This is a genomic window from Paracoccus sp. 22332, from assembly GCF_052045125.1.
Lineage (GTDB): Bacteria > Pseudomonadota > Alphaproteobacteria > Rhodobacterales > Rhodobacteraceae > Paracoccus > Paracoccus haematequi_A.
This window is the reverse complement of the sequence record NZ_JBQEOI010000004.1, coordinates 232,643-259,311: the sequence shown is the minus strand read 5'-3', so window position 1 is coordinate 259,311 and position 26,669 is coordinate 232,643. Positions and strand designations below refer to the sequence as shown.

Genomic DNA, 26,669 nt, shown 5'->3' with positions numbered 1-26,669 from the left:
CTTTCGAGAGGCGGGAAGATGACAGGCCGGTAACGCTGCGGATAGCCTGCGGGCGACGCGCGGTCAGGCGACGCGGTTGCCCTGCACCCAGACCCCGCGCACCGCCCCAGCCTTGCCCAGCCGCGCCACCCGGATCACGTCCGCCCGGGCGCCGGGGCGCAGCGATCCCCGGTCGGACAGCCCGACGGCCTGGGCGGGCGCGGATGTCACCGCTGCCACGCCGCGGGGAACGTCGCCCCACAGATCGCCCAGCATCAGCGCCGCCGTCAGCAGGGATGACGGGACATAATCCGACGACAGGATGTCCAGATGCCCGGTCTCGGCCAGGTCATGCGCCGCGACATTGCCGGAATGCGATCCGCCCCGGATCAGGTTCGGCGCCCCCATCATCACCGCAATGCCCCGGTCGCGGCAGGCCCGCGCGGCCTCGGCCGTGGTCGGGAATTCGGCGACCTGCACGCCGTGGGCGGCGGAGACCGCCACCTGATCGGCCGTGGTGTCGTCATGGCTGGCCAGCACCGCGCCATAGCGGCGCGCCTCGGCCACCGCCGTCGCCTCGTGCAGCGCGCCCAGCCTTTCGCTCAGCGCCTGCTGGCTTTCCACATGGGCGTCGAATTCGGCCTTCGACAAGCCGCGCTTGCCCATCACATAGTCGCGCAGCTTCGTCACGTCGCGGAACTGCCGCTGGCCGGGGGTGTGGTCCATCAGGCTGACGATGCCGATGCGATCCTCGGGACCGAACTTGGCCATCTCCTCGACCAGGGTTTCCGAACAGATCTCGGCCCGCAGATGCAGGAAATGGCTGATCCGCAGCGCCCCCTGCGCGCGCAGATCCAGGATTTCGGTCGCCAGCGCGCGGGCATATTCGCCATAGCCCACATTGCTGCTGGTGAAGACCGACCCGACCCGCAGCGCGTCGAAGACGGTGGTGATCCCGGTCGAGGCCAGTTCCGCGTCATGCGCCACGATCGCCGCCTGATGCGGCCATTCGACCCTGGGGCGCGGTTGCAGGTGGCGTTCCAGGTTGTCGGTATGCAGCTCGACCAGGCCGGGCATGACCAGATCGCCCGCGCAATCCACCGCGCCGGGCGTCGCCGTGCCACCAGCAGAGATCTCGGCGATGCGGCCATCTGACAGGCGCAGGCTGCCCCGGATCACCTCGTCCGGCAGGACCAGGGTGGCGTTGGAAAGGATCGTGTCGGTCATCTGTCTGTCCTGTCTGTGTCGTCGGCCCGTGATCGCGCCGCTTGCCACGGTGCTGTCACAGCAGTGTGACAGTTCCGGGATAGTCGGCCATCATGACCGTCATGAAACGCTTTGCCATCTATTACGCTCCGCGCCCCGGCGCCTTCGCCGATCTGGCGCATCGCTGGCTGGGCGGCGATCCCGCCACGGGCCAGACGCTTGACCAGCCGGACCTGGGCCTGCCCGCGGCGCAGATCACGCAGGAGCCCCGCCGATACGGCTTTCACGGCACGATCAAGCCGCCCTTCCGGCTGGCCGAGGGTGCCACCCCCGACGATCTGGACGCGGCGCTGTCCGATCTGGCGGCGGCGCTGAAGCCCGTGGCCCTGCCGGGGCTGGGGATCGCCAATCTGGACGGTTTCCTGGCGCTTGTGCCCGAAGGCGACGCCACCGCCTTGCAGCGGTTGGCGGCCGAGGTGGTGCGCGTCCTCGATCCGCTGCGTGCGCCGCTGACCCAGGCCGAGATCGCCCGCCGCCGTCCCGAACGGCTGACCGAACGGCAGCGCGGGCTGCTGGACCGCTGGGGCTATCCCTTCGTGATGGAGGAGTTCCGCTTCCATCTGACCCTGACCGACCGGCTGGACCCTGACATGGCCGCGCGGGCGCAGCAGGTGCTGGTGGCGCATTTCGCCCCGGTCCTGCCGCGCCCCTTCGCGATCGAGGATCTGTGCCTGTTCGGAGAGCCTGCCGACGGTCCGTTCCGCCTGATCCATCGCTATGCCCTGACCGGCTGAAGCGCGTCCAGGAACCGCGCCAGACCCTGCTGGGGCAGCCCGTCGTTCAGGACCGTGCGGAAGGGGATGCCATCCGGCAGGGCGAAACCGGCCCGGTCCAGCCGCCGGGCCTGATCGGCGGCGGTCTCGCGCGCCCGGCCCGCCAGCCGCGCGGCCAGCACCTGGGGCGGGGCGGTGACCAGCAGCACGGTCAGGCCGGGAATGCGCGCCAAGGCCTGGGCCAGCACGGCGCGCGACAGGTTCATCAGCACCGTGCCCGCGCCCGTCAGTTCGGCGGAGGGAATGCCATAGCCCAGACCATGCGCCCGCCAATGCAGCGCGAAATCGCCCGCAGCCAGGCGGCGGGCGAATTCGGCCTCGGTCACGCCGTCGAAATCCTCGCCCCCGGCCTCGGCCGGACGGGTGATGACCCGGCGCGCGGCGCGGATGTCGGGGCGTGCGGCGCAGGCCAGCGTCATCAGCGTGTCCTTGCCCGCGCCCGAAGGCCCGACCACGGCAACCACGCGCGTCATGCCGCAAGCCCCGGCGTGAAGCGCGTCACATCGACCAGCCGGTCGCAGACGCGGTCGCGCGCGCCCTCGTCATGGAAGATGCCCAGGATCGCGGCGCCGCGCGCCTTGGCTTCCTCGATGAGGGCCAGCACGACCTCGCGGTTGGCGGCATCCAGGCTGGCGGTGGGTTCGTCCAGCAGCATCACCGGGAAGGCATGGGCGAAGCCGCGCGCGATGTTCACCCGCTGCTGCTCGCCGCCGGAAAAGGTGGTGGGCGACAGGCCCCACAGCCGTTCGGGGATGTTCAGGCGCGTCAGCAGGTCGGCGGCGCGGGCGCGGGCGGCATTGGGCGCGACGCCCAGGCGCAGCAGCGGTTCGGCCACGACCTCGATGGTCGGGACTCGGGGGACGACGCGCAGGAACTGGCTGACATAGCCCAGCGTGTCGCGGCGCAGCGCGATGATCTGGCGCGGCTGGGCCGTGACGATGTCCAGACCGGCGACCTCCAGCAGGCCCGAGGCCGCCAGGTAATTGCCGTGGATCATCCGCATCAGCGTCGATTTGCCCGACCCCGATTGCCCGGTCAGGCCCACGCATTCGCCGGGCGCGACGGCCAGCGACGCCCCCTCCATCACCCGCAGGATGGTGCCGCCCTGATTGTGCAGGGTGAAGGTCTTGGACAGGTTTTCGATACGGATCATGGCGTTACACCTGCAAAACGGATGACACGAGAAGCTGGGTATAGGCGTGCTGCGGATCGTCCAGCACCTGGTCGGTCAGGCCGGTTTCGACCACGCGGCCCGATTTCATCACCATCAGCCGGTCGGCCAGCAGCCGCACCACGGCCAGGTCATGGGTGACGATCACCACCGACAGGCCCAGATCGCGCACCAGCCCGCGCAGCAGATCCAGCAGCCGCGCCTGCACGCTGACATCCAGCCCCCCGGTCGGTTCGTCCATGAAGACCAGCCGCGGCCCGGTGACCAGGTTGCGGGCGATCTGCAGGCGCTGCTGCATCCCCCCGGAAAAGGCCGAGGGGCGGTCGTCGATGCGTTCCGCCGCGATCTCGACCCGGCCCAGCCAGTCGGTCGCGGTGTCGCGGATCGCGCCATAGTGGCGCTGACCCACGGCCATCAGCCGTTCCCCCACATTGCCCCCGGCGCTGACGCCCATGCGCAGCCCGTCGCACGGGTTCTGGTGGACATAGGCCCAGTCGCCGCGCAGCAGGCGGCGGCGTTCGGCCTCGGAAAAATCCAGCACGTCGCGGCCATCCCACAGGATCGACCCTTCGTCGGGCCGCTGCATCCCGGCCAGGCAGGACAGCAGCGTCGATTTGCCCGAACCGCTTTCGCCGACGATGCCCAGCACCTCGCCCGGCCACAGCTCGAAGCCGACATCGGCGCAGCCGATGCGCGGGCCGTATCGTTTCGTCAGCCCCTGGACCGCCAGCAGCGGCATGGTCACAGCCGATCCGTCCATCACGCCACCTCCGGCGACAGGCGCCCGCGATGGCCTGCGGCCTGCCGGCAGTTGCAGAAATCCGTGTCCGAGCAGACGAACATCCGGCTGCCCGCGTCGTCGGTGATCACCTCGTCCAGATAGCTGGAGGACGCGCCACACAGGTCGCAGTCGTGATCGGCCTTCGAGGCGACGAAGGGGTGATCCTCGAAATCCAGGCTGATCACGTCGCTATAGGGCGGCACCGCATAGATGCGGCTTTCGCGGCCCGCGCCGAACAGCTGGATCGCCGGATTGCCCGCCAGCTTGGGGTTGTCGAATTTCGGGATGGGCGAAGGGTCCATGACATAGCGCCCCTCGACCTTGACCGGATAGTCATAGCTGGTCGCGATCTCGCCATGCCGGGCGATGTCCTCGTACAGCTTGACATGCATCAGCCCGTATTCCTCAAGCTCGTGCATCTTGCGGGTCTCGGTCTCTCGCGGTTCCAGAAAGCGCAGCGGTTCCGGGATCGGCACCTGATAGACGAGGATCTGCCCCTCGGTCAGCGGATGTTCGGGGATCCGGTGGCGGGTCTGGATGATCGAGGCATCCGCCGTCGATTCCGTCACCGCGACCCCGGCCGTCCGCTGGAAGAAGCGGCGGATCGAGACCGCGTTGGTGGTGTCGTCGGCGCCCTGGTCGATGACCTTCAGCCGGTCGTCGGGCGTCAGGCAGGCCGCCGTCACCTGCACGCCGCCGGTGCCCCAGCCATAGGGCATCGGCATCTCGCGGCTGGCGAAGGGCACCTGGTATCCGGGGATCGCCAGGGCCTTCAGCAGCGCGCGGCGGATCATGCGCTTGGTCTGTTCGTCCAGATAGGCGAAGTTGTAATCGCTCACAGCAGGCCCCTTTCGGTCAGGGCGGTTTCCAGCGCCTCGGGCGTGGTGAAATGGATCGCGTCCATGCCGAAATCCCGCGCGCCTGCCACGTTCCGTTCGCTGTCGTCGATGAAGACGCAGGTTTCGGGCGTGATGCCCGCGCGGTCGCACAGCGCCGCGAAGATGGCCGGGTCGGGCTTCAGCACACGCTCGTGCCCCGAGACGATGGTGGTGGCAAACGCCGTGCCCAGCCGGGGATGGGTGGCAAGGCCCACCGGCCAGGTTTCCGCCGACCAGTTGGTGATGGCGTGGATCGCGTGGCCCCGGTCGCGCAGCCGGTCCATCAGCGCCCAGGTGCCCTCGATCGGTTCGGCGATGGTCGCGGCATAGTTCGGCAGGTAGGACAGGAACAGGTCGCGGTCCGCCGGGTCGGCGATTTCAGCCGCGAGGTCGGCAAAGGTTTCGCCGCTGTCGCCGCGCAGGTTCAGCGCCGCGAAACCCACGCGCGACAGAAAGGCATCTGCCGCAGCCGCGTCCAGGGCGGCAAAGGCGGCCCGCGCGTCCCAGCGGACCAGCACATTGCCGATGTCGAAGACGATGTTCATTCCGCAGCCTCCTGCATGACGGTCGCCGCCATCGCCTCGGCCCGCAGGCGGCGGACCAGTTCCAGTTCGGACTGGAAATCGACGTAATGGGGCAGCTTGATATGTTCCAGGAACCCTGTCGCCTGCACGTTGTCGCAATGGGACAGCACGAATTCCTGGTCCTGCGCCGGGGCGCCGGTGAAATCCTCGCCCAGTTCCTGCCAGCGCAGCGCCCGGTCCACCAGGCTCATCGAGATGGCCTTGCGTTCGGACTGGCCCATGACCAGCCCATAACCACGGGTGAATTGCGGCGGCTGGGTCTTCGATCCGGTGAACTGGTTGACGGTCTCGCATTCGGTCAATTCGACCTCGCCGATCTCGACCGCGAAGCCCAGCTCGGGCAGTTCGACACTGACCGGCACGCGGCCGATGCGCAATTCGCCGACGAAGGCATGGGTGCGCCCATAGCCGCGCTGCGTCGAATAGGCCAGCGACAGGGTAAAGCCTTCGTCCGCGCGGGCCAGGGCTTGCAGGCGCAGCGCCCGGTCGGCGGGCAGTTCCAGCGGCGTGCGGGTCAGGTCGGTGGGGGCGGCGTCGCAAGGCGGCTCGGGCTGGATCAGCCCGTCGCGGTCCAGAAGACCGGTGACATGGGGGACCGGCGCCGGATCGGTGGGCGCGGTGGGGGCGGCGGGCACCTCGCCCTCGGCCAGCAGGGCGAAATCCAGCAGGCGGTGGGTATAATCGAAAGTCGGCCCCAGCACCTGCCCACCCGGCAGATCCTTGAAGGTGGCCGAGACGCGCCGGTCCACCGCCATCGCCGCCGTATCCATCGGCTGCGACGATCCAAAGCGCGGCAGCGTGGTGCGATAGGCGCGGATCAGGAACACCGCCTCGATCAGATCGCCGCGCGCCTGCTTGATCGCCAGCGCGGCAAGGTCGGGATCGTAAAGCGAGCCTTCCGCCATCACCCGGTTCACCGCCAGCGCCATCTGCTCGCGGATCTGGGGCACGGTCAGGTCGGGAATGGCGGGATCGCCCCGGCGTTCCTGGGCCCGCCAGGCGTGGGCGGCGTCGATGGCGCGTTCGCCACCCTTGACGGCGACATACATCAGTTCTCCTCCACGATGGTGGTGCGGGGCAGCGCGGCCAGCCGGTCGCCGCAGGTCAGGATCGTGTCGAATCCCAGCGGGAACAGCGCGCGGTTGGCCCGGAAGGCCGCCGTTTCCGGCAGCGACAGGCGGGCGCTGTCGCGGATACCGGGGCCGGTCAGGCGCGGGCCGTCATTCGCCAGCCGGTCGCATTCCACGATCAGCGTGGCCGAGCGATCGGGGTAGGACGGATCGCCGATGCGGAACCGCGTCACGGGATGCAGATCGGCCCAGCGGCCAAGCGCGAAGGCGGCGTCCGGGGCGGCGGCAAGCGGCGCGCCGGTGTGAAAGGCGATCCAGCCGCGCAGGTCGTCGGTGTCCAGCGGCCCGGCCAGATGCAGCGGCGTGGTCTGGTCGGTCAGCGCCAGCAGCAGGGTCGAGGCGGCGGGCGACAGGCCGGGGGCGGCATGGCCCGCGACGGTCTGGATGGTGCCGGGGCGGGCCATCGCCTCCAGCACGGCGCGGAAGGCACGGGCGCTGTCGCGGGCGGGATCGGCGAAACCGCCGGTCAGAAGCGGGGCGTTCATCAATCCTCTCCGCGCATCAGGGTGAAGAATTCGACCCGCGTGGCGGCGGCCTTTTCGGCGCGGGCGGTGGCGCGGGCGGCGGCCTCGGCTTGCAGGGGCATCAGGATGGCGTCGCGGATCCGCGCGGCGCCCTCGCCCTGCATCAGCGCGTCCAGCACGGCGGCGCGGCGGGCGTGATCCTTGTCGCGGCCCTGCACGCAGGCATGGCCCACTGCCCCGCCCACCTGGACCGAACAGCGCGTCACCGTCATCTCGCCCAGATTGAAGCGGCCGCCGGTGCCGCCGATCCGGCCCTCCATCATGATCGCGCCGATCTCGGGCGCGCGCAGCAGGTCGTGCGGCGGCAGGTCCGGGGCCAGTTCCGCCAGCCGCGCGGGCGGGGCCTTGGCCAGAAGCGACATCCAGTCGCGGCGCAGGGGGGTGGTTTCGGACATTCCGGGCCTCGACATCTTGCCAGCTTGTCTAGATTACTATACAACTAGACAAGTGATACCGCGACCCGCTTTCTGGCTCAAGGACGAAGATGTGAATTTTCGATGACACGACAGCCGATCTGGAAATCCATCGCCGACAGCCTGCGGGCCGAGATCGCGGCGGGCCATTACCGCTCCGGCGACCGCCTGCCGACCGAGACCGAGCTTGCCGCCCGCTTCGGCGTGAACCGCCACACGGTGCGCCACGCCATCGCCTCGCTGGCCGAAACGGGCGTGCTGCGGACGCGGCGCGGCGCGGGGGTCTTCGTCGCCTCGGCCCCGACCGACTATCCGCTGGGGCGGCGGGTGCGATTTCACCAGAACGTCGCGGCCTCGGGGCGCACCGCCTCGCGCCGGGTGACGCTGCTGGACACCCGCGCGGCCGATGCGAAAGAGGCCGAGGCGCTGCGCCTGGCCCCCGGCGCCCCGGTCCATGTTTTCGAGGGCGTGTCGCTGGTCGATGGCCAGCCGGTCGCGGTGTTCCGATCGGTCTTCGACGCGACGCGTTTTCCCGGCCTGCTGGCGCATCTGAAGGCCGAGCCTTCCGTGACCCGTGCATTGGCGCAGAGCGGGCTGGCCGACTATACCCGCGCCGAGACCCGGCTGACCGCCAAGACCGCGCCGGCGACGATGGCGCTGACGCTGGAACTGCCGCAGGGCGCGCCGGTGCTGCGGTCGGTGGCGGTCAATGTGGACGCGCAGGGCGTGCCGGTCGAATACGGCACCACATGGTTCGCGGGGGATCGGGTGACGCTGACCGTCAGCCCGGACTAACCGCCGTATTTCTCAAGAAACGCTTCGGCGGGCAGGGCGCGGAAATCGCTCAGCGCCGCGCGCAGCCGGTCATGGGACCAGTCCCACCAGGCCAGAGCCAGCAGCCGTTCGGCGATATCGGGGGCGAACCGCGCCCGCAGCGGCACGGCAGGCACCCCGGCGACGATCATGTAGGGCGCCACATCCTTGGTCACCACCGCCCCCGATGCGACGATGGCACCCGCGCCGATGGTGACCTCGGGTTTGACGATCACGCCATGGCCCAGCCAGGTGTCCGGCCCGATCACCGTGCGCCGGGCCGCGCGGGCGGCAAAGAAGGCGGCATCATCGGTCGCATCGTCCCAATAGCGGCTGGAGCGATACAGGAAATGGTGCAGGCTTGCCGTCGTCATCGGGTGGTCGGTCGGCCCGATCCGGCACATCGCGGCGATATTGGCGAACTTGCCGATGCTGGAATTGGCGATGTCGCACAGACGCTCGCAATAGGCGTAGTCGCCGAATTCGCTGTTCAGGACATTCGCCCCCGCGCCGACCTCGCACCAGCCGCCGAAGGTCGAATTCACCACCACCGCGCCGGGATGGACCAGCGGCGCATCCGCAGAAAGACCTGTCATCAGGTGCCCTTGATCAGCTTGCGGCGCAGCCAGCCCGACAGGCTGTCCATCGCGATCACGGTCAGGACGATCAGCACCATGTAATAGGCCACGTCCTCCCAATCCTTCTGGGTCTGGATCGCCTGGGTCAGCAACAACCCGATCCCGCCGCCGACGATGGCGCCGATCACGGTGGCGCCGCGCGTGTTCGATTCCAGGAAATACAAAACCTGCGACAGCAGCACCGGCGTCACCTGCGGGATCACGCCGAAGCGGGCGCGTTGCAGGCGGTTCGCCCCGGTCGAGCGGACGCCCTCGACCTGCTTTTCGTCGATATTCTCCAGGGCTTCCGAGAACAGCTTGCCGAAGCTGCCGGTGTCGGTCAGCAGGATCGCCAGCGATCCGGTCATCGGGCCGGGGCCGAAGGCGCGGGCCAGCACGATGGTCCAGATCAGCGCGTCCACCCCCCGGATGAAGTCGAAGATCCGGCGCAGCGCGAACCGCAGCGGACCGACCGGGTTCATGTTCGATGCCGCCACGAAGGCCAGCGGCAGCGACAGGATGGCCGCCCCCATCGTGCCCAGAAAGGCCATCAGCACGGTTTCGAACATCGCCCAGGCGACATCGCCATGCCGCCACATCGCGTTGGTCCAGAAGTCATGCGCCATCGCCGCGATATTGGGACGCTCGGGGTCGACCCGTTCCTCCCACAGGGCCGAGGCGGCCAGTTCCGGCCAGGTCATATAGGCAAACGGGCTGTCCAGCGTGAAGAAGAACAGCGGCCAGCCGGGGGAATAGCGGAAGGTTTCCACCTTGGACCGGGTATAGGCGAAGCGCCCGGCCGGAGTGGTGACGCTGACCCGGCTGTCCGAGGCGTTGATCCAGTCGGGGCGCGGCTCGGGCGCGGTCAGGACCAGGCCGCCCGAGGTCTGCCGGATCTCGATGGTGCCGTAATCGGGCACGGCATAGCGCGCGCCGCCGGGGAAATAGGTCACCAGATTGCCGTCGCCCAGGTCGATGCTGGTCGTGTCGCCCGCGACGGTGACGTAATTGGGCAAGCGGCCCTGGGGATAGGTACCCTTGGCCTCGCCCTCGACCGCGACGGTCAGGGCGCCGTCGCGGTTGTCGCGGGTGACATGGGTCTTGTGCTGCCAGAAATCGGAAAACAGGATCGCGGCATTGTCCATCCGCGCCCGCTGCGCCAGCCCGGCCAGATCGAACGAGATCGCGGCATAGACCAGATAGGCCAGGATCGCCAGCGGCACCGCAAAGGCGATCAGGCGGCGGCGGGCGAAGGCCGCCAGGATCGGCGCGGCGGGCCGGGCCGGGGGCATCAGGGTGGCGTCGGTCATGCGTTTCGGCCTTTCACCAGGCGGGCGCGGGCGTGGTCGGACAGGCGGTCGATGGCGACGATGGTCACGAACAGCAACAGGAAGATCGCCACCACCTGATCATAGCGGCCCTGGCCCCATTGCATCGCGATCTTCAGGTCATAGCCGATCCCGCCGGAACCCACGAAGCCCAGGATGGCGCTGGCGCGGACGTTGATCTCGAACCGCATCAGGCCGTAGGACAGCCAGTTCGGCGCCACCTGCGGGATGATCCCCAGCCACATCTTCTGGCCCCAGCTGGCGCCGACCGAGGTCAGCCCCTCGACCGGCTTCAGGTCGGCGTTCTCGGCCACCTCGGAAAACAGCTTGCCCAGGGCGCCCGCCGTGTGCAGGGCGATGGCGGCGACGGCGGGGACAGGCCCGCCGCCCAGGATATAGATCAGCATCAAGGCGATGACGATTTCCGGGATGGCGCGGGTCGCGTCCATCAGGCGGCGGAACAGGGGCGTCAGCCGGGGCCAGCGGGCCAGTCCGCGCGTGGACAGCAGCGCCAGCACCATCGCGGCCAGCCCGCCCAGCAGGGTGGACACGGCCGCGATGTTCACCGTCTCGATCAGCGAGGGCAGATGCTCGGCCAGCATGGCGGGGATGTTGCCGCGCTTGTCCCAGGCCTCGGAGATCACCTCGGACGGGAAGGACAGCACCATCGGCAGACCGTCGATGAAGCGGCCCGCATTGCGCGACTGCGCCAGGTCGAAACCCGCCGCCATCATCGCCACGAAGACGATCAGCAGGATGCCGCCATACATGCGGCGGCGGCGGACCAGATCCAGATAGGCGGTCTCGACCTGCCGGACGCCGCGGTCGGGATGCGGTCCGAATGCCGTATCGGCCATGAAGCCCCCTTCAAACGGAAAGCCGCGCCCGATGGGGGCGCGGCCGGATGGATGTCAGCGGATCAGCTGTTCGATTCTTCCAGCTTGCGGGCGGCGACCACGCCGTCATAGGCGCTGTGTTCGACCGGAACGAAGTCCTTGGCCTCGCCATGGGCCACGCCATAGGCGCATTGCTTGTCGGTCTCGTGCAGGTCGGCGGTCAGCTGCGTGACCTTGTCGCGCACGTCCTGCGGCAGGGCGTTGCGCACCACCATCGGGCCTTCCGGGATCAGGTTCGATTTCCAGATCTCCACGATATCGTTCATGTCCACCAGACCGGCATCGACGGCCTTGCGCAGCGCGCCCGAGTTGTAGCCGTCTTCCCAGTCGCCCAGGCCGTCCGTCCAGGTCACGCCCGCGTCGAAATCGCCGTTGGCGACGCCGACGATGGTCTGCTCATGCCCGCCCGAGAAGCGGACTTCGCTGAAATACTGGTCCAGCGGGCCGAATTCTTCGGTCAGCTCGGCGCCCGGCACCAGATAGCCCGAGGTCGAGTTCGGGTCGGCGAAGGCGAAGCGCTTGCCCTTGGCATCCTCGATCGAGGTGATGCCGCTGTCCTTGCGGGCCAGGCCGATCGAGTAATAGCCGGTCGAGCCGTCGATGTTCTGCTTGGTCAGAACCGGGGTCACGGCCTCGGGGTCGGTCAGGTAGATCTTGGCATAGCCCGAAGCGCCCAGCCAGGCCATGTCCAGCGTGCCGCCCAGCAGGCCCTGGATCACGCCGTCATAATCGGCGGGGGTGAAGATCTTGACCGGAACGCCCAGGGCGCTTTCGATGGCGACGCGGTAGCATTCGTTCGAGTTCATGCGGTCCTGCGCGTTCTCGCCGCCCAGGATGCCGATGTTGAACTGGGTGATCTCTTGCGCGGCGGCGGCGATCGGGGTCAGGGCGGTGGCGGCCGCAAGGGCCAGGACAAGGGCTTTCATGGTCTCTCCGTGGGTTGATCGTAAGAAGTGGGGTTCAGGCCAGCATCTTCGCCGCATAGGCGTCGTCGGGGCCGTGATCGGCGGGGATGGCGGTCGATGTCGCGGCCTCGTTGAAGCTCGCGTCGGCGCCATAGATGTCGCGGGCCACGCCGGTCGAAAGCTGCGCGGGCGTTCCGTCGAAGACGATGCGCCCGTCGCGCATTCCGATCACCCGGTCGCAATAGCGCCGCGCGGTGTCCAGCGTGTGCAGGTTGGCGATGACCATGCGGCCATCTTCCACGTTGATGCGCTTCAGCGTGTCCATCACCACCTGCGCGTTCATCGGATCCAGGCTGGCGATGGGTTCGTCGGCCAGGATGATCTTCGGATCCTGCATCAGCGCGCGGGCGATGGCGACGCGCTGCTGCTGGCCGCCGGACAGCGCCTCGGCGCGTTTCGGGGCCTGTTCGACGATGCCCAGCCGGTCCAGGATGGACAGGGCGCGCAGGATGTCGGCCTGGGACCATAGGTTGAACATGGTCTGCACGGTGGACCGGCGGTTCAGGATGCCGTGCAGCACGTTCGACACCACGTCCATGCGCGGCACCAGGTTGAACTGCTGGAAGATCATCGCGCAGTCGCTTTGCCATTGCCGCTGGGCGGATCCGCGCAGCGCCAGAATATCGCGCCCCTCGACCAGGATCTGGCCCGAACTGGCATCGGTCAGCCGGTTCATCATCCGCAGGAAGGTCGATTTTCCCGCCCCCGAACGGCCGATGATGCCGACGAAGGCGGGGCCTTCGACGGTGAAGCTGATATCGTCCACCGCAGCCTTCTGGCCGAAAATCCGCGTGACGTTCCTGACTTCCAGCACTCGCTCTCTCCGCTGACCTCGGGGGGCTGATAGGTCGGCAGTGTCTCAGTTCTTCGACAGTCAGGTGAAATTCCCATGACACCGGCACGGGTCACGGCGCCTGAAGAAAGGGGGGCTTGCCCTGGGGATCTCGATGGAAATATCCTTCGTCCCGACCCGTCCCGTCAGGCCAGTCCCATGAATTACCTACAGATCCGGGCCTTTCATCTGGTGGCCCTGGAAGGCAGCGTCCGCCGCGCGGCCGAGGTCATGGGCGTCTCGCAGCCCACCGTGTCCCAGCACCTGAAGGGGTTGGAGGAACGCCACGGCGTCAGGCTGTTCGACAAGCGCGGCCGGGGCCTGGTGCTGACCGAGATCGGGGCGCAGCTGTTCAACGCCACAGGTCCGCTGATCGAACAGGCCGGCGCCATCGAGGATCTTCTGGACCGCCGTCACCAGACCGCCACCGGCCGGTTGCGGATCGTCAGCGATTCGCCGCCCCTTGCGGTCAGGATCGTGCGCAGGCTGCTGGCGGACCATCCCGACATCTCGATCTCGATCCGCAAGGCCAGCGTCGACGCGGCGGTCGAGGCGCTGATGGACCTGCGCGCCGACATCGCCATCGCCGTCGATCCGCTGATCGGCACCACCTTGCAGATCACGCCGCTGTGGACCGAACGGCTGTATGCCTGCCTGCCCGCGGACAGCCCGCTGGCGCAGGGCACGGCCTTTCCGCTGTCCGCCGTGGCGGGCCAGATCCTGATCCAGCGCGAAAAGGGGTCACGGACCCGCGCCCTGGTCGAACGCGCGCTGCTGGCCGACGGCATTGCGCCCGCCGGGATCATCGAGGTCGAAGGCGCCGAGGTCGTGCGCGAGGCGGTGGCCCTGACGCTGGGCGTATCGTTCTTCGCGCGGTCGGAATGTCCCCCCGATCCGCGCCTGGCCTATCTGCCGGTGGCGTCCCGGCAGGGCCGGACGACCTATGTCGAGAATCTGATGGTACGACGGGAACGCCGCCACGAACCCGCGATCCGCAATTTCATCCTGGCCGCCCGCGAGGAAAGCGGCGCGCAGGCGTGATTCCCGGCCTGCCCGTCGCCGCAGCGGCAGGGCTGTCCCTGATTTGGTCGATTTGTTTGCTTAACCGACCTGTCACACCAATCGCGCAGCGCCGGTTCCGATGAAAGTCCGGCCCTGCCCCGGCGGCCATGGCGGATGCGCCCTGCCAAGCCGTTGAGATCGCGGGAAAGCGGCGGTTGCGATCCGCCCCTAGCCCCGGCGGCAGAACGGCTTGGGCATTCGCGGTCATCCAGAGAGGACGGTCGGATTGCCCGAAACCCATCGTCTTTTCCTATCGGACACCCCAGAACAACGTATTTGTCCTATCGATCCTGCCGGGGCAAGCCTCGCTCATGCCCCAACGTCGCCAGCAGGCGCCGAGCAGAGGATATTGCAATGGCACAAGTCATGACCGCCCACGCCCTGGGCACGACCGAAGATTTCGGCATCCCCGGTATCGACGGGCAGACCGCGCCGGTCCTGTCCTTCGACAAGCTGACCGCCGATCAATCGGTGGTCCTGCGGCCCCATTCCGGGGCCAGCGTCACCAGCTGGGTGCTGGGGATGGATGTCTATATCCCGGCGGACAGCGCCAGCGGCTTTACCGGGCTGGTCCAGACCGGCAGCGGCGATGCCGACCTGTTCCTGCGCGACAATGGCGACGGGACGGCCGGGCTGGGCATCTCGGGCGATTATCCGGGCGCCATCGCCTATGACGGCTGGAACCGGCTGGTGATCTCGGTCACGGTCGAGGACGGCAACACCGTCATGCGCAAGTTCGCCAATGGCGAGCTGATCGGCACCCAGAACCTGGGCAGCGGCAGCCGCTGGGCCGTCGATGCCGAGGAAGGGCTGCGCCTGTTCACCGACGACGACGGGGAAACCAGTCCGGGCTATGTCTCGTCGCTGTTCTTCCTGCAGGATCCGCCGGCCGCCGCCGATCTTGCCGCGATGGTGGCGCAGGCGGGCGGGCCTTCGGCCGCGGGCTTCTTCCCGGCCAGCCCGGCCCCCGGCGCCATCGAGGTCGATTTCGCGGATGCGGCGGTGAACCTCCGCTATGGCGAGGCGACCGTGCGCCTTGAAGGGTCGGATACGGCACCGGACCCGGTCATTCAGGGTGACAGCGTGATCGGCCTTGCCTCGCAACTGGGGATCGAGGGGCCAGGCGGCGCCGATATTCCGGTGCTGATGGCCGGGGGCTTTGGACCGGACGAACACCTGTCGGTGCGGATGCCGCTGGAGGTCGATGTGCTGACCAGCTTCACCGCCGTCTGGGACATCAACATCCAATCCGCGCCCGCCGGGTTCCTGGCGCTGCTGCAACTGTCGGCCGACAACGGCGACGACGCGGATCTGTTCGTGAATGCCGACGGCGGTCTGGGCATCAGCGGCCGCTATGACGGTCAGGTCACGTTCGGCGAATGGTCGCGGATCGCGATTTCGGTGTCGGACAACGGCGACGGCACCTCGACGCTTGCGAAATACATCGACGGCACCCCGGTGGGCGAGCAGACGGTGCCCACCGCGCGCTTCGCCCTGACCGCCAGTCAGGACATCCTGCTGCTGACCGACAATGACGGCGAGGTCGGATCCTCGGCCCTGGCCCATTTCGGCCTGATGCCGCGCGCCATGACGGCCGAGGAGATCGCCGAACTGGGCGGCGTCGACGCGGACGGCCCCTTCACCGCCGCCCCGCCGCTGACCGATCCCGGCGCCCCTGCCCCGATTCGTCTGGCGCATGGCGACTGGCTGGACGTGGGCGGCGCCTTCGCCGCCGAGGCCGTGAGGACCGAGGGCCTGACCTTCGAGACCGAGTTCACCTTCCGCATCATCGAGAACGGCTTCACCGCCGACGGCTTCGCCTTCCAGCTGCAAAGCCCCCAAGCCGACGGATCGCTGATACTGGGCGAGGCCGGCGGCGCGCTTGGCGTGCCTGCTGGCAGCAGCCCCACCATCGCGGTCGTGTTCGACACCTATCTCAACGAAGGCGTCGATGCCGCCGCCAACCAGATCCGCGTCATGGTCGGCAACGACGCCTGGTCCGAGCCTCTGGTCTCGGTCGATGCGCCCTTCCTGCTGGCCAACAATACCGAAAACAAGGTCTGGATCGACTATGACGGCACGAACCTGCGGGTCTATGTCGCGGACGATGCCGCCAAGCCCGGCCAGCCGGTGATCGACGTGGCTCTGGACCTGACCTCGGTCCTGGGGGAAACAGCCCGCGCGGGGTTCAGCGGCACCTATAACCAGCTCGACATCCTCGACTGGCAGATCGCCACCAACGATCCGGCAGGCCCCGACGGCGCGCTGCTGACCCAAGGGGGCGACGCCATCGACCTGTTGGGCGGCGCGACCCGGCTGGAACCCAGCCAGATCGACCCCGCGGGACCGATGCAGATCGGCTTCGACAATAATGCCCCGACCCCGGAATTCGGCTTCGTCGACAGCGAACTGACCGACGAGGCGACGCTGGTGAACGGGCTGAAGGACCAGCTTGTCTCGCTGAAGGACAGCGGCATGACCTTCGACCTAGCCGAGGTGTTCGGCCCCGGCGCCAGGGATTTCACCGTCACCACCAGCAATGGCGAGGCGGTGTCGGCGACCATCGCCGATGGCGTGATGACGCTGGAATTCGGCGGCTACGGGCTGGCCGACCTGGTGATCTCGGCCACCGGGCCGGTGGGCCAGGTGATGACAGACGAGGTGCGCTTCCGCGTGGCGGGCGAGAACGCCTATACCATCGCCATCCTGCCCGATACGCAGGACTATACCTATAACGCCAATCTCAACCAGACTTTCGTCAATATGACGCAATGGCTGGCCGACAATGCCGGGGGCAAGAACCTGGGCTTCGTCACCCATGTGGGCGACATCACCCCCTATGCGACGGCGGGCAATTTCGGGCTGGCCAAGGAAGCGATGGACATCCTGCGGAAGGCGGGGATCTCGTTCTCGGTCACGCCCGGCAACCACGACATCGGGACCGGCGGTTCGGCCGACGTGCGCGACACGCCCGCCTTCAACGACGCCTTCTCGATCGGCTACATGTCCGAGGATCCGGCCTTCGGCGGCGTCTATGCGGCCGAGCCTGAACGGTTCGACAACAACTTCATGCTGTGGACGGCGCCGGACGGCACCGAATGGATCTCTCTCAGCCTGGAATTCGGGCCGCGCGACGACGTTCTGCACTGGGCCGATCAGATCCTGACCCAATATGCGGACCGCAAGGCAACGGTCACGACGCATTCGTACAACAACTTCGACAGCCGCCACGACCCGCTGGGCAGTCCGCTGGAAGCCGAGGGCGCGGCCTATGACTATGGCCTGGGGCGCGACCCGGCCGGGGCCTGGGACGGCGAGGAAATCTGGCGCGAGGTGATCTCGTCCCATGCCAACGTGGTCTTCACGGCGGGCGGGCATATCTTCGGAGACGGCGCGCAGACGCAGGTTTCCTATAACGCCTACGGGCATCCGGTCTATCAGTTCCTGGTGAACTATCAGAACGGCGTCGCGCTTGAGACGACGGGCGCGGGCGATCCGTCCAGGGGCGGCAACGGCGGCAACGGCGCGATCCGGCTGGTCACCATCGATCCCGACAACGACGCCATCTATACCGAGACCTATTTCACCGAACTTGACACCTATTTCGACGGCTCGCGCGGCAAGGAGGACTATGACCGCGATGGCTTGACCGGCAAATATGCAGGCCATCAAGAGGAACTGTTCGACGCCAAGCTGGACCGCACCGTGGTGGCCGAGGTCGATGCGGGCGATGACCGGCTGGTCACGGCCGACGCCGGTGCCGATACCGCCACCGTCAGTCTGAGCGCGGCCGGGTCCACCGATCCGAATTCGAACATCGTCTCCTATACCTGGCAGGCAGAGGACGGCACCGTCATCGCCACCGGCCGCGAGGCCAGCGTCGATCTGGGCGCCGGGGTCCACGACCTGACGCTGGTGATCGAAACCGCGGACGGCGTCCGCTCGACCGACGAACAGCGGGTCATCGTCAAGACGGACAAGGTCTGGCTGGCCGAGACCTTCAACGACGGCAATGCCGACGGCTGGGTCAGCGCGGGCGGCGCGGCGGCGGCGAACCCGGTGGGCTTCCGAACCGATGCGGGCTTCGGCCTGCCGCAGATCGGCGACGCACCGACCCCGGTTCTGCGGGTGGCCGCGATGACGGCGGATCAGGGCCTGCTGGTGAAGCCGCAGACGACCGGCACGATCACCGAATTCTCGCTGGTCTACGATCTCTATGTGCCGCTGGAGGGCGCCAAGGGCTATACCGCGCTACTGCAGACCCATACCGGAAACCGCAACGACGCCGAGATCTTCCTGAACCGTTCCGGCGACAGCGCCGGAATCGGGATCAGCGGGAACTATCAGGGCAATATCCCCTTCGACAGCTGGAACCGCATCACCCTCACCTTCTCGGTCGAGGATGGCGCGCAGGTGCTGCGCAAATACCTGGACGGCCAGCTGATCGGCACCCAGACCGTTGACGGCAATGTGGCGGACGGCACCCGCTGGGCCATCGACAGCGACACCGGCTTCCTGCTGTTCGCGGACGAGGATGGCGAGACTTCGGCCCTTTACGCCTCATCCGTGGCCTTCACCCCGCGCGTGTTGTCGGCGGCCGAGGTGGCGGCGATGGGGGGCGTCGACAGCGACGGACCGCTGAACGGCGAGACGACCGCCGGGACCGTGCAGCTGACCTTCGACGGCGCGCTGGATACCGCCAATGTCGGGCAGGCCGACGTGTCGCTGGTCGATCTGTCCACCGGATCGAAGCTGGGCCAGTTCCTGGTCAAGGGATCGGCCACCACCGGCACCCAGACGGTGGGCTCTGCCGAAGGGGCGCTGTTCGATCAGTCCAACACCGCCAACAATATGGTGGTCTGGCAGGACGGCGACTGGGACGACCAGGTGATCGAGGCGACGCTGCGGTCCATGGATCGCGACACGATGGGTATCGCCTTCCGCCATCAGGATCAGGCGAACCAGTATCTGCTGACCTTCGACAACGCCTCGAACACCCGCCAGCTTCTGCGGATCGAGGATGGCGTGACCACGGTGCTGGCGCGAGAGGCCGGCGGCTATCGCTTCAACGACGCCTTCGATGTCAAGATCGCGGTGGTCGACGGGCGGATCACCGTCTCGGCCGACGGGGTGGCGCTGTTCGGCGGCGCGGTGATCGACGCCGATCCGCTGGGATCGGGAACGGTCGGGCTTTATTCGTCGAACCAGCGCAGTTCGATCTTCGACGACATCATCGTCCGCGCCCCCGAAACGCAAGCCGATGCCGGGGCCGATCTGACGCTGATCGACTGGGACGGCGACGGATTCGAGCTCGTGACCCTGGACGGCGCGCTGTCGATCCTGCCCACGGGCGGCGAAGCCGTCGCCTGGGCGGGCCGCGGCCAGCAGGCGGAAAGTCGGGACGCCGTGATGACGGCGCAGGCCGGGGCCAACAGCTTTACCCTGACGGTGGACGACACCACCGACAAGCTGCGGGTCAACGTCGCCTCGGGCGACCGGCTGATCGCCGGGGACCGCTTCGACGACGGCGACCATGACGGCTGGCGGATCGTCGATACCACCGAACTGGGCGGCGCGGCCGACTGGACGGTCAAGGACGGCAGGCTGGTCGAACAATCGGGCGCCTACAGCCGGGAACTGACCTGGACCGGCGCCGATGCGGCGGATGTCTGGCAGAAGGGCTGGTCGCCGCAGGGCGACGGGGTCTATGCGCTGCACAAGGGCAGCTATGCCCTGTGGGACGGCGATACCGCGCTGTCGGATTACAGCATCCAGACGCTTGTCACTGCGCCGAAGGGCGCGGTCGGCCTGATGCTGAACTGGCAGGACGAGGACAACTACTACAAGATCGAAATCGACGCCCGCGTCGGCTATACCACGCTGGTGCAGGTCGTCGATGGCTACGAGACCAACCTTGCGCGCGGCACCACGACTTATACGCCGGGCGATGAATTCGCGCTGAAGGCCCAGATCGTCGATGGTCGGATCCAGGCCTGGCTGGATGGGATGGAGCTTTTCGCCCAGCCGGTCGGGGTGCGCGACCTGGAAACCGGCGCGGCCGGGGTCTGGTCCTGGGGGGCGGCTGGCGCCAGCTTCGACGATATCGCCATCGTCGATCTGACCGACCCGTTCCGCGTGGAAATCCACGGCAGCGGCGTCCTGACAGGCAGCGCCGAGGACGAACTGTTCCACATCGGCGCCGGGCGCAGCAATGTCGTCACCGGCGGCGCGGGCGCGGATGTCTTCGACTTCGGCGCCCTGCTCTCGGACGGGACGCGCCAGACCACCCGCATCACGGATTACGCGGCGGGCCAAGACGCCCTGGATCTGGGCGGAGCCGAGATCGTCAAGTCGCGTGTTGCCGGGGGCACCCTGACCCTGTGGGTCGGCGAGGATCAGGACCAGATCATCCTGAACGGGCTGACCGGCATCGACGACCTGACCTTTGCCTGACCGTCACAGCCGCCCGGTAACAGCCGGGCGGCAGACCCCTTTTCCGAATCCGAATGCACGAAGGAACCTGACATGCGCTTTCTCGCCACCCTCGCCGCCGCGACCCTGATGACGGGCGCCGTCGCCCAGGCGGGCACGATCACCGACGACCGCGCCCTGCTGGATCTGTTCCAGGGCGACCTGTACCTGGAATCGACCGCCCCGCTCTCGGCCGACTATGCCGTGGATCAGGTCTATATGACCGGCGGCCTGGGGTTCTCGCCCCTGTGGGCGCTTGAGCTGATGGACGGCACCGACCGCGTGCTGCTGGCGGAAACCAGCGACTGGAGCCTGGAGGGCGGCAACGTCCTCAGCTTCCTGTTCGATCTGGACGACGGAAGCAGCTTTGGCGACTGGCTGAAGGTTACGCTGACCTTCGCGGGCATGATCGCCAGCCCGCTGGATCAGGCCAACAACGCGACCTATGACGCGCGGATGTCCATCACCACCGGCCCCGACCTGGCGCCGGTCCCGGTTCCGGCCGCGCTGCCGATGCTGCTGTCGGGGCTGGTCGCCGCCGGGGCCTTCGTCCGCCGCCGCCAGGCTTGAACGGGCCGGGCCTGAACGGGCTGGGCATCAGCCCGCCAGGGCGGCGGCAAGGCGGCGCCATTCGGTCTCGGTGCCCGGCAGGCCCAGCCGCAGCCAGCCCGGATCATAGGGGAAACGCCGCGTCCAGATATGCGCCCGCGCCAGCCGGGCCTGGGCCGCGGCGGCATCCCCCGTCCGGGCCGTGACGAACAGCGCAGTCCGTCCCACGGTGGGCCAGCCCGCCGCGCCGTCCAGTAGCGCTGACAACCGCGCGGCATCCGCCAGAAGCCGCCTCGTGGTGACGCGTTTCCAATCCTCGTCGCCCAGGGCCAGGGTGCCCACCGCGATGGCGGGGCCGCCCACCGCCCAAGGCCCGGCCAGCCTCCGCAGCAGCGCCGCCGTCTGCGGCCCGCACAGCGCAAAGCCCAGCCGCAGACCCGCCAGGCCATAGAACTTGCCGAAGGACCGCAGGATCACCGCGCCTTCGCCCAGATCGCCCAGCCGGGGCGCGAGTGACAGATCCGGGTGGGGATCGGCAAAGCTCTCGTCCACGATCAGCCGGCCGACCCGGCCTGCCAGGCTGCGCAGGTCGTCGGGGCTCCAGCAGCGGCCGTCGGGATTGTTGGGGTTCACGACGACCGCCAGATCCGCGCCCTCCATCGCCGCCGGATCGGGGACGTGATCCACCGTCCAGCCCTGCGCGGCCAAGGCGGCGGCATGTTCGTTATAGCTGGGCGCCAGCACGGCGGCGCGGCCGGGCGGCGCAAGGCGGGGCACAAGCTGGATCGCCGCCTGCGCGCCCGCCAGGGCCACCACCGGCCCGCCGATCCCGAAGGCCCGCGCGGCCGCCCGCTCCAGCCCCGCCAGATCCGCCGCCACGGGCAGCGCCGTCCAGGCATGGGGCGGCAGGTCCGGCAGGGGATAGGCCAGCCGGTTGATGCCGGTGGACAGATCCAGCCAGTCGCCGTCGCCATGGACCGCCCTGGCCCGGTCCAGATCGCCGCCGTGATCGCGCATGGTTCCCCTTCAGATCAACCCCAGGGCAAGCAGCCCCAGCCCGCACAGGACCATGGCCCGGCGATACAGCGCAAGGCCCGCCCGCAGCGTATCGGGGGCCGGGTCGGGGGCCGTCGCGTTCACCCAGGGCTCATCGGCCACGCGCTGCGCATAGAGGCGCGGGCCGGACAGCCGGATGTCCAAGGCGCCCGCCATCGCCGCCTCGGGCCAGCCTGCATTGGGCGACCGATGCGCGCCCGCGTCGCGCAGCATCACCCGCAGCGGCCGCAGCGGGCTGCCATGGGCCAGGGCCATCAGCGCGCCGGTCAGCCGCGCCGGGACCAGGTTCATCAGGTCGTCCAGCCGCGCGGCGGCCTTGCCGAAATCCTCGTATCGATCGTTGCGATGGCCGATCATCGAATCCATCGTGTTGACGGCCTTGTAGGCGACCAGCCCCGGCAGCCCCAGCACCGCGCCCCAGACCAGCGGCGCCACCACCCCGTCCGAGGCGTTCTCGGCCAGGCTTTCCAGCGCCGCGCGCGCCACCCCGGCCTGATCCAGGCGGGCGGGATCGCGGCCGACGATCATCGACACCGCGTCCCGCGCGCCCCGCAGGTCGCCCCGCCGCAACGGACCCGCCACCGCCGCCACATGGTCGTGAAGCGACCGGGCGGCGATCCAGGGCCAGGCCAGGATCGCCCCGGTCAGGATGCCCGCCGGTCCCTGGGGCAAGGCCGCCTGAACCGCCATGGCCGGGACGACGCAGGCCAGCAGCACCGCCAGCACGCAGGACGCCCCGGCGATCCGCCGCCGTCCGGGGCGGCCCCTGTTCCAGCGCCGGTCCAGCAGCGACACCAGGGCGCCGATCCAGCCGACCGGATGGCCGATGCGCCGATACAGCCCGGCGGGCCAGCCGACCAGGGCATCAACGGCAAGCGCCAGGGCCATCATCGCGGCAAGGCTCATCCCCGGCCTCCGGTGCGAAAGCGCAGGCAGGTCGAATAGCCGGCGGATTCCAACGCAGCCTGGCCGCCGGGGGGGACGGTGCCCGGCGCGAAGATCAGCGCGCGGGCCGGGCCGGTATGGGCGCGGGCATGGCCAAGGGCGCCAAGGGCGCGGGCCATCGCCTGAGTCGGGTCGTCCGAGGGGCCGCGCAGGGCGGTGGTGCGGCGGGCCGAACGGGCGGCGAGGCGGGCGGCCTGGGGCAGATCCGGGCCTGCCATCCAGGCCGCGACCAGATCGTCGATCGCCGGAAAATCGTGGTCGGCCGGGTCGGTGCGCTGCATCGGACCCCAGAACCCGCCCAGGATCTCGGCCTCAGGCGGCGGCGGGGCGTCCTTTATGACCTGCGCGCGGCGCGGCGCCCACAGGACCGCATCGGGGCGCGACAGCATCAAGGGATCCGTCGCCCCCTCGACCGACAGGCAGGCGGCGGCGATACGGCCTTCGTCCGCCCCGGCGGCGCGGGCCAGGGCGACCAGCGAGGCGGTGGACATCCCTGCCCCGCCGCCGGGCGGCAGGTCCGCCGCGACGTGGAACCATCCACGCGGCGGCAGGCCGAGCGCGTCCAGAAAGGCGCGGAAGCGGTCGGAGCCGATCAGCCCACCCGCGACGGCCAGGCCGTCGGCGTCATCGCGCCGCGCCCGTACGCCGAAGGCCGGGCAGGCCATCGTGACCAAGGCGACCTGGGCCGCCGGGCCGACCCGGCCTTGCAGCCATTCGCCGAAATGCCCCGCGACGAACACCATCGCTCAGACGGCGTTCGCGCAGATGACGGAAAACCCGTCCGGCAGGCAGCGCAGCCGGGTCAGCGACAGCGGCGCGACCTCGAAGGCAAGCGCGGCCGGAATGTCGCCCAGGGCAAGGGCCAGCCCCGCCCGCACCGTCCCGGCATGGGCGACGACCGCCACGGGACCGCCCCCGCGCGCCCTGGCCGCCAGATCCGCCAGCGCGGGCGTCACCCTGGCCGCCATCGCCGCGAAGCTTTCGCCGCCGGGCGCCGACAGCGTGGCCAGCGACGCCCGGTCCAACGGGCCGAGATCGGGCAGTTCCTGGGCGGGCATCCCCTCATGCGCGCCGAAATCCTGTTCCCACAGACGCGCATCGGTCGGAACCTCGCGGCCGGGAAACAGCGCGCGGGCGGTCTGGCGGCAGCGCAGGGCGGGGCTGCCGACGACCAGGGCGCAGGGCGCAAGCCTGCGCGCCAGGGTGTCGATCGCTGCCGGATCGCCCAGCCGCGCGGCCACGTCGCGACGGCCGCAGATCCGCCCCTCGCTGTCGGCGGGGGCGTGGCGGATCAGGACCAGTTCGTCACGGGCCAAAGGCAACATCGCGGCTTTCCAATCTGCGGCAAACCTGCTTTTTTCACGCCACCATGACGAAGTCGATCCTGATTACCGGCGGTGCCCGTTCGGGCAAAAGCACCCTGGCCGAACGCCTTGCGCTGTCGCTGGGCCCGACCGCGATCTATATCGCGACGGCCGAGCCGCGCGACCCCGAGATGGCCGACCGCATCGCCCGCCACCAGGCCCGCCGGGGCGCGGGCTGGTCCACCCTGGCCGAGCCCGTCGCCTTGGCACAGGCGCTGCGCGACAGCGACGGCCGGGCCCCCCGGCTGGTCGATTGCCTGACGCTGTGGCTGTCGAATCTGATGCTGGCGGGCCAGGACTGGGAGGCCGCGGTCCAGGAACTGGCCGATCTGCTGCCGCGTCTGGCCTCGCCCGTGGTCCTGGTCACCAACGAGGTCGGCTCCGGCATCGTGCCCGACAACGCCCTGGCGCGGGCATTCCGCGACGCCGCCGGTCTGACGAACCAGCGGATCGCGACCGCCTGCGACGAACTGTGGCTGTGCGTCGCCGGCCATCCCCTGAAGGTAAAACCGCAATGACCCCCATTTCCGCGCTGACCGCGCTTGACGACATCCTGCGGCTGGACCTGCCCGGTCCAGACACCGCCGCCGCGCAGGCCGCGCGCGACCGCCAGGCGCAACTGACCAAGCCCCCCGGATCGCTGGGGCGGCTGGAGGATCTGGCCGTCTTCATGGCGGGCTGGCAGGGGACCGACCGCCCCCGCATCGACCGCGCGCAGGCCCTGGTCTTCGCGGGCAATCATGGCATCTGCGCGCAGGGCGTGAACCCGTTTCCGCAATCGGTCACGGCGCAGATGGTGGCGAATTTCGCCGCCGGAGGCGCGGCCATCAACCAGCTGTGCCGGGTGGCGGGCGCCGACATGCGCGTCGTGGCGATCGACCTGGACCGCCCGACCGCCGATTTCACCGAAGCGCCCGCGATGTCGCAGGCCGAATGCCTGGACGCCCTGCTGCGCGGCGCCGATGCCGTGGACGACCGGGCCGACCTGCTGATCCTGGGAGAGATGGGGATCGGCAATTCCACCGTCTCGGCCGCCCTGGCCCATGCGGTCTGCGGCGGCGCGCCCGAGGATTGGGTGGGACGCGGAACCGGCAGCGACACCAGCGGGCTGGCGCTGAAAAGCCGGGTCGTGGCGCAGGGCGTGGCCCGCCATGCCGGGTTGCCGCCGCTGCACCTGCTGGCCGCGCTTGGCGGGCGGGAACAGGCGGCGCTGTGCGGCGCCGTGCTGGCCGCGCGCATGGCCCGCATCCCGGTAATGCTGGACGGCTATATCTGCACCGCGGCGGTGGCGCCGCTGCATGGGGCCGACCCGCATCTGCTGGACCACTGCCTGATCGGGCACCGCAGCGCCGAGCCGGGCCATGCAAGGCTGTGCGCCGCGATGGCCAAGCAGCCGATCCTGGATCTGGGCCTGGCCTTGGGCGAAGGCACCGGCGCGGCCCTGGCGCTGACGATCCTGCGCGGCGCCCTGGCCTGCCACGACGGCATGGCGACCTTTGCCGAGGCTGGAATCGGATGACCGGAACCCTGCTGCGCCGCATCGACCAGGCGCGGCTGGCGATCATGCTGCTGACTCGCATCCCGGCGGGGCGGCTGCGCGAACCCGTGCCGTCGCTGGCCCAGGCGCGATGGGCCTTTCCGCTGGTCGGGCTGATCGTCGGGACGATCCTGTGGGCGGTCCTGCACGCGGCCATGGCGGTCGGGCTGGGGCTGCTGCCGGCGGCGCTGATCGGCCTGGGGGCGGCAACGCTGGCGACGGGGGGGCTTCATCACGACGGGCTTGCGGATGTCGCCGACGGGATCGGCGGCGGCAAGGACCGCGAGGATCGCCTGCGGATCATGCGCGACAGCCGAATCGGCAGCTATGGCGCCCTGGCGCTGATCCTGGCCGTCTTCGCAAGCGCCGCCGCCCTGGCCGAGATCGCCGATGGCCTGTCCCTGGCGGCGGCGGTCTTGGTGGCGGTCTGGTCGCGCCAGTCGATGCTGGCGGCGCTGATCCTGCTGCCGCCCGCGCGGCCCGACGGGCTGGGCCGGGGCGCGGCGGGTCAGGCCGGTTCGGTCTGGGCCGCCGGGCTGGTCCTGTCGGTCGTCCTGGCGGCGGTCGTGGGATGGCCGGGCCTTTGGATCCTGGCGGTCGGCGCGGCGGTGGCCTTCGGCACCGCCGCCTTGGCGCGCAGGCGGCTGGGCGGCCAGACCGGCGACGTCCTGGGCGCCGTCCAACTGGCGACCGAAGTCACCGGCTGGCTTGTCCTGTCCGCCTGGTAAGGGCGGT

At 69.3% G+C, this 26,669-nt stretch carries 26 protein-coding genes; 8 read left to right on the top strand and 18 right to left on the bottom strand.

Annotated features, from left to right (window positions below; translation table 11 throughout):
* Nucleotides 1-63: 63 nt before the first annotated feature.
* Complete coding sequence (locus tag ACTJI6_RS06945) at nucleotides 64-1,206, bottom strand: alpha-D-ribose 1-methylphosphonate 5-triphosphate diphosphatase (protein WP_440799057.1); 1,143 nt, start codon at nucleotides 1,204-1,206, stop codon at nucleotides 64-66.
* 92 nt (nucleotides 1,207-1,298) lie between these two features.
* Between ACTJI6_RS06945 and ACTJI6_RS06940 the strand changes: the two genes are divergently transcribed.
* Nucleotides 1,299-1,979 carry a DUF1045 domain-containing protein gene (locus ACTJI6_RS06940; protein ID WP_440799055.1) on the top strand — a complete coding sequence of 227 codons (681 nt, stop codon included), beginning with the start codon at nucleotides 1,299-1,301 and terminating at the stop codon, nucleotides 1,977-1,979.
* On the opposite strand, the gene phnN is transcribed toward ACTJI6_RS06940, so the two are convergent.
* Genes phnN through phnG form a run of 8 tightly spaced genes read right to left on the bottom strand, consistent with a single transcriptional unit; the run spans nucleotide 1,961 to nucleotide 7,481 of the window.
* Nucleotides 1,961-2,491 (bottom strand): phosphonate metabolism protein/1,5-bisphosphokinase (PRPP-forming) PhnN, encoded by a 531-nt coding sequence (gene phnN, locus ACTJI6_RS06935; RefSeq protein ID WP_440799053.1) that lies wholly within the window; start codon nucleotides 2,489-2,491, stop codon nucleotides 1,961-1,963. The genes ACTJI6_RS06940 and phnN overlap by 19 nt on opposite strands.
* Nucleotides 2,488-3,171, bottom strand: a complete 684-nt coding sequence (gene phnL, locus ACTJI6_RS06930) for a phosphonate C-P lyase system protein PhnL (RefSeq protein ID WP_440799051.1) — start codon at nucleotides 3,169-3,171, stop codon at nucleotides 2,488-2,490. Before phnL ends, phnN begins: the two co-directional genes overlap by 4 nt.
* A 4-nt stretch (nucleotides 3,172-3,175) precedes the next feature.
* Nucleotides 3,176-3,949 carry a phosphonate C-P lyase system protein PhnK gene (gene phnK / locus ACTJI6_RS06925; protein WP_440799049.1) on the bottom strand — a complete coding sequence of 258 codons (774 nt, stop codon included), beginning with the start codon at nucleotides 3,947-3,949 and terminating at the stop codon, nucleotides 3,176-3,178.
* Nucleotides 3,949-4,809, bottom strand: a complete 861-nt coding sequence (locus ACTJI6_RS06920) for an alpha-D-ribose 1-methylphosphonate 5-phosphate C-P-lyase PhnJ (RefSeq protein ID WP_440799047.1) — start codon at nucleotides 4,807-4,809, stop codon at nucleotides 3,949-3,951. Before ACTJI6_RS06920 ends, phnK begins: the two co-directional genes overlap by 1 nt.
* Nucleotides 4,806-5,393, bottom strand: coding sequence for an HAD family hydrolase (locus ACTJI6_RS06915; protein ID WP_440799045.1), 588 nt, complete (start codon nucleotides 5,391-5,393; stop codon nucleotides 4,806-4,808). Before ACTJI6_RS06915 ends, ACTJI6_RS06920 begins: the two co-directional genes overlap by 4 nt.
* Nucleotides 5,390-6,481: a carbon-phosphorus lyase complex subunit PhnI gene (locus ACTJI6_RS06910; protein WP_440799044.1), complete on the bottom strand. Its 1,092-nt coding sequence runs from the start codon at nucleotides 6,479-6,481 to the stop codon at nucleotides 5,390-5,392. Before ACTJI6_RS06910 ends, ACTJI6_RS06915 begins: the two co-directional genes overlap by 4 nt.
* On the bottom strand, nucleotides 6,481-7,047 hold the full coding sequence (phnH, locus tag ACTJI6_RS06905; RefSeq protein WP_440799042.1) for a phosphonate C-P lyase system protein PhnH: 567 nt from the start codon (nucleotides 7,045-7,047) through the stop codon (nucleotides 6,481-6,483). Before phnH ends, ACTJI6_RS06910 begins: the two co-directional genes overlap by 1 nt.
* Nucleotides 7,047-7,481: a phosphonate C-P lyase system protein PhnG gene (gene phnG, locus ACTJI6_RS06900; protein ID WP_440799040.1), complete on the bottom strand. Its 435-nt coding sequence runs from the start codon at nucleotides 7,479-7,481 to the stop codon at nucleotides 7,047-7,049. Before phnG ends, phnH begins: the two co-directional genes overlap by 1 nt.
* Nucleotides 7,482-7,583: 102 nt before the next feature.
* On the opposite strand from phnG, the gene phnF reads away from it, so the two are divergent.
* The gene (phnF, locus tag ACTJI6_RS06895; RefSeq protein ID WP_440799038.1) at nucleotides 7,584-8,294 is read left to right on the top strand and encodes a phosphonate metabolism transcriptional regulator PhnF; all 711 of its coding nucleotides are present in this window, start codon (nucleotides 7,584-7,586) and stop codon (nucleotides 8,292-8,294) included.
* On the opposite strand, the gene ACTJI6_RS06890 is transcribed toward phnF, so the two are convergent.
* The 5 genes from ACTJI6_RS06890 to phnC form a co-directional block, all read right to left on the bottom strand.
* Nucleotides 8,291-8,908: a chloramphenicol acetyltransferase gene (locus ACTJI6_RS06890; RefSeq protein WP_440799036.1), complete on the bottom strand. Its 618-nt coding sequence runs from the start codon at nucleotides 8,906-8,908 to the stop codon at nucleotides 8,291-8,293. The genes phnF and ACTJI6_RS06890 overlap by 4 nt on opposite strands.
* Nucleotides 8,908-10,239, bottom strand: coding sequence for a phosphonate ABC transporter, permease protein PhnE (phnE, locus tag ACTJI6_RS06885; RefSeq protein WP_440799034.1), 1,332 nt, complete (start codon nucleotides 10,237-10,239; stop codon nucleotides 8,908-8,910). Before phnE (ACTJI6_RS06885) ends, ACTJI6_RS06890 begins: the two co-directional genes overlap by 1 nt.
* Nucleotides 10,236-11,114 (bottom strand): phosphonate ABC transporter, permease protein PhnE, encoded by an 879-nt coding sequence (gene phnE, locus ACTJI6_RS06880; protein WP_440799032.1) that lies wholly within the window; start codon nucleotides 11,112-11,114, stop codon nucleotides 10,236-10,238. Before phnE (ACTJI6_RS06880) ends, phnE (ACTJI6_RS06885) begins: the two co-directional genes overlap by 4 nt.
* A 62-nt stretch (nucleotides 11,115-11,176) precedes the next feature.
* Nucleotides 11,177-12,079 (bottom strand): phosphonate ABC transporter substrate-binding protein, encoded by a 903-nt coding sequence (gene phnD, locus ACTJI6_RS06875; protein ID WP_126154355.1) that lies wholly within the window; start codon nucleotides 12,077-12,079, stop codon nucleotides 11,177-11,179.
* A gap of 34 nt (nucleotides 12,080-12,113) precedes the next feature.
* A complete protein-coding gene (gene phnC / locus ACTJI6_RS06870; protein WP_440799030.1) occupies nucleotides 12,114-12,932 on the bottom strand; it encodes a phosphonate ABC transporter ATP-binding protein in 819 nt (272 codons plus the stop codon).
* A gap of 177 nt (nucleotides 12,933-13,109) precedes the next feature.
* On the opposite strand from phnC, the gene ACTJI6_RS06865 reads away from it, so the two are divergent.
* From ACTJI6_RS06865 to ACTJI6_RS06855, 3 genes are all read left to right on the top strand, one after another.
* Nucleotides 13,110-13,991: a LysR substrate-binding domain-containing protein gene (locus tag ACTJI6_RS06865; RefSeq protein ID WP_440799028.1), complete on the top strand. Its 882-nt coding sequence runs from the start codon at nucleotides 13,110-13,112 to the stop codon at nucleotides 13,989-13,991.
* A gap of 375 nt (nucleotides 13,992-14,366) precedes the next feature.
* Complete coding sequence (locus tag ACTJI6_RS06860; protein WP_440799026.1) at nucleotides 14,367-20,465, top strand: hypothetical protein; 6,099 nt, start codon at nucleotides 14,367-14,369, stop codon at nucleotides 20,463-20,465.
* Nucleotides 20,466-20,537: 72 nt separating this feature from the next.
* Entirely contained in the window at nucleotides 20,538-21,053 is a 516-nt protein-coding gene (locus tag ACTJI6_RS06855; protein WP_440799024.1) for a PEP-CTERM sorting domain-containing protein, read from the top strand.
* Nucleotides 21,054-21,080: 27 nt separating this feature from the next.
* Here ACTJI6_RS06855 and cobD read toward each other — a convergent pair whose 3' ends face one another.
* The 4 genes from cobD to ACTJI6_RS06835 are packed head-to-tail and all read right to left on the bottom strand — an operon-like array spanning nucleotide 21,081 to nucleotide 24,358.
* On the bottom strand, nucleotides 21,081-22,049 hold the full coding sequence (cobD, locus tag ACTJI6_RS06850) for a threonine-phosphate decarboxylase CobD (RefSeq protein WP_440799022.1): 969 nt from the start codon (nucleotides 22,047-22,049) through the stop codon (nucleotides 21,081-21,083).
* A 9-nt stretch (nucleotides 22,050-22,058) separates the two neighbouring features.
* The gene (gene cbiB, locus ACTJI6_RS06845) at nucleotides 22,059-22,994 is read right to left on the bottom strand and encodes an adenosylcobinamide-phosphate synthase CbiB (RefSeq protein WP_440799020.1); all 936 of its coding nucleotides are present in this window, start codon (nucleotides 22,992-22,994) and stop codon (nucleotides 22,059-22,061) included.
* Nucleotides 22,991-23,776 carry a propanediol utilization protein gene (locus ACTJI6_RS06840; RefSeq protein ID WP_440799018.1) on the bottom strand — a complete coding sequence of 262 codons (786 nt, stop codon included), beginning with the start codon at nucleotides 23,774-23,776 and terminating at the stop codon, nucleotides 22,991-22,993. Before ACTJI6_RS06840 ends, cbiB begins: the two co-directional genes overlap by 4 nt.
* A 3-nt stretch (nucleotides 23,777-23,779) precedes the next feature.
* Entirely contained in the window at nucleotides 23,780-24,358 is a 579-nt protein-coding gene (locus tag ACTJI6_RS06835; RefSeq protein ID WP_440799016.1) for a histidine phosphatase family protein, read from the bottom strand.
* A gap of 44 nt (nucleotides 24,359-24,402) precedes the next feature.
* Between ACTJI6_RS06835 and cobU the strand changes: the two genes are divergently transcribed.
* Genes cobU through cobS form a run of 3 tightly spaced genes read left to right on the top strand, consistent with a single transcriptional unit; the run spans nucleotide 24,403 to nucleotide 26,662 of the window.
* Nucleotides 24,403-24,915: a bifunctional adenosylcobinamide kinase/adenosylcobinamide-phosphate guanylyltransferase gene (gene cobU, locus ACTJI6_RS06830; protein WP_440799014.1), complete on the top strand. Its 513-nt coding sequence runs from the start codon at nucleotides 24,403-24,405 to the stop codon at nucleotides 24,913-24,915.
* Nucleotides 24,912-25,916 (top strand): nicotinate-nucleotide--dimethylbenzimidazole phosphoribosyltransferase, encoded by a 1,005-nt coding sequence (cobT, locus tag ACTJI6_RS06825; protein ID WP_440799012.1) that lies wholly within the window; start codon nucleotides 24,912-24,914, stop codon nucleotides 25,914-25,916. The genes cobU and cobT overlap by 4 nt, the downstream gene beginning before the upstream one ends.
* Nucleotides 25,913-26,662: an adenosylcobinamide-GDP ribazoletransferase gene (gene cobS, locus ACTJI6_RS06820; protein ID WP_440799010.1), complete on the top strand. Its 750-nt coding sequence runs from the start codon at nucleotides 25,913-25,915 to the stop codon at nucleotides 26,660-26,662. Before cobT ends, cobS begins: the two co-directional genes overlap by 4 nt.
* The last annotated feature ends 7 nt before the right edge of the window (nucleotides 26,663-26,669 follow it).

Coding starts and splice junctions, on each gene's coding strand:
- ACTJI6_RS06945 (WP_440799057.1), bottom strand. CDS start 1,206: ATGACCGACACGATCCTTTCCAACGCCACCCTGGTCCTGCCGGACGAG.
- ACTJI6_RS06940 (WP_440799055.1), top strand. CDS start 1,299: ATGACCGTCATGAAACGCTTTGCCATCTATTACGCTCCGCGCCCCGGC.
- phnN (WP_440799053.1), bottom strand. CDS start 2,491: ATGACGCGCGTGGTTGCCGTGGTCGGGCCTTCGGGCGCGGGCAAGGAC.
- phnL (WP_440799051.1), bottom strand. CDS start 3,171: ATGATCCGTATCGAAAACCTGTCCAAGACCTTCACCCTGCACAATCAG.
- phnK (WP_440799049.1), bottom strand. CDS start 3,949: ATGGACGGATCGGCTGTGACCATGCCGCTGCTGGCGGTCCAGGGGCTG.
- ACTJI6_RS06915 (WP_440799045.1), bottom strand. CDS start 5,393: ATGAACATCGTCTTCGACATCGGCAATGTGCTGGTCCGCTGGGACGCG.
- ACTJI6_RS06910 (WP_440799044.1), bottom strand. CDS start 6,481: ATGTATGTCGCCGTCAAGGGTGGCGAACGCGCCATCGACGCCGCCCAC.
- phnH (WP_440799042.1), bottom strand. CDS start 7,047: ATGAACGCCCCGCTTCTGACCGGCGGTTTCGCCGATCCCGCCCGCGAC.
- phnG (WP_440799040.1), bottom strand. CDS start 7,481: ATGTCCGAAACCACCCCCCTGCGCCGCGACTGGATGTCGCTTCTGGCC.
- phnF (WP_440799038.1), top strand. CDS start 7,584: ATGACACGACAGCCGATCTGGAAATCCATCGCCGACAGCCTGCGGGCC.
- ACTJI6_RS06890 (WP_440799036.1), bottom strand. CDS start 8,908: ATGACAGGTCTTTCTGCGGATGCGCCGCTGGTCCATCCCGGCGCGGTG.
- phnE (WP_440799034.1), bottom strand. CDS start 10,239: ATGACCGACGCCACCCTGATGCCCCCGGCCCGGCCCGCCGCGCCGATC.
- phnE (WP_440799032.1), bottom strand. CDS start 11,114: ATGGCCGATACGGCATTCGGACCGCATCCCGACCGCGGCGTCCGGCAG.
- phnD (WP_126154355.1), bottom strand. CDS start 12,079: ATGAAAGCCCTTGTCCTGGCCCTTGCGGCCGCCACCGCCCTGACCCCG.
- ACTJI6_RS06865 (WP_440799028.1), top strand. CDS start 13,110: ATGAATTACCTACAGATCCGGGCCTTTCATCTGGTGGCCCTGGAAGGC.
- ACTJI6_RS06860 (WP_440799026.1), top strand. CDS start 14,367: ATGGCACAAGTCATGACCGCCCACGCCCTGGGCACGACCGAAGATTTC.
- ACTJI6_RS06855 (WP_440799024.1), top strand. CDS start 20,538: ATGCGCTTTCTCGCCACCCTCGCCGCCGCGACCCTGATGACGGGCGCC.
- cobD (WP_440799022.1), bottom strand. CDS start 22,049: ATGCGCGATCACGGCGGCGATCTGGACCGGGCCAGGGCGGTCCATGGC.
- cbiB (WP_440799020.1), bottom strand. CDS start 22,994: ATGAGCCTTGCCGCGATGATGGCCCTGGCGCTTGCCGTTGATGCCCTG.
- ACTJI6_RS06840 (WP_440799018.1), bottom strand. CDS start 23,776: ATGGTGTTCGTCGCGGGGCATTTCGGCGAATGGCTGCAAGGCCGGGTC.
- ACTJI6_RS06835 (WP_440799016.1), bottom strand. CDS start 24,358: ATGTTGCCTTTGGCCCGTGACGAACTGGTCCTGATCCGCCACGCCCCC.
- cobU (WP_440799014.1), top strand. CDS start 24,403: ATGACGAAGTCGATCCTGATTACCGGCGGTGCCCGTTCGGGCAAAAGC.
- cobT (WP_440799012.1), top strand. CDS start 24,912: ATGACCCCCATTTCCGCGCTGACCGCGCTTGACGACATCCTGCGGCTG.
- cobS (WP_440799010.1), top strand. CDS start 25,913: ATGACCGGAACCCTGCTGCGCCGCATCGACCAGGCGCGGCTGGCGATC.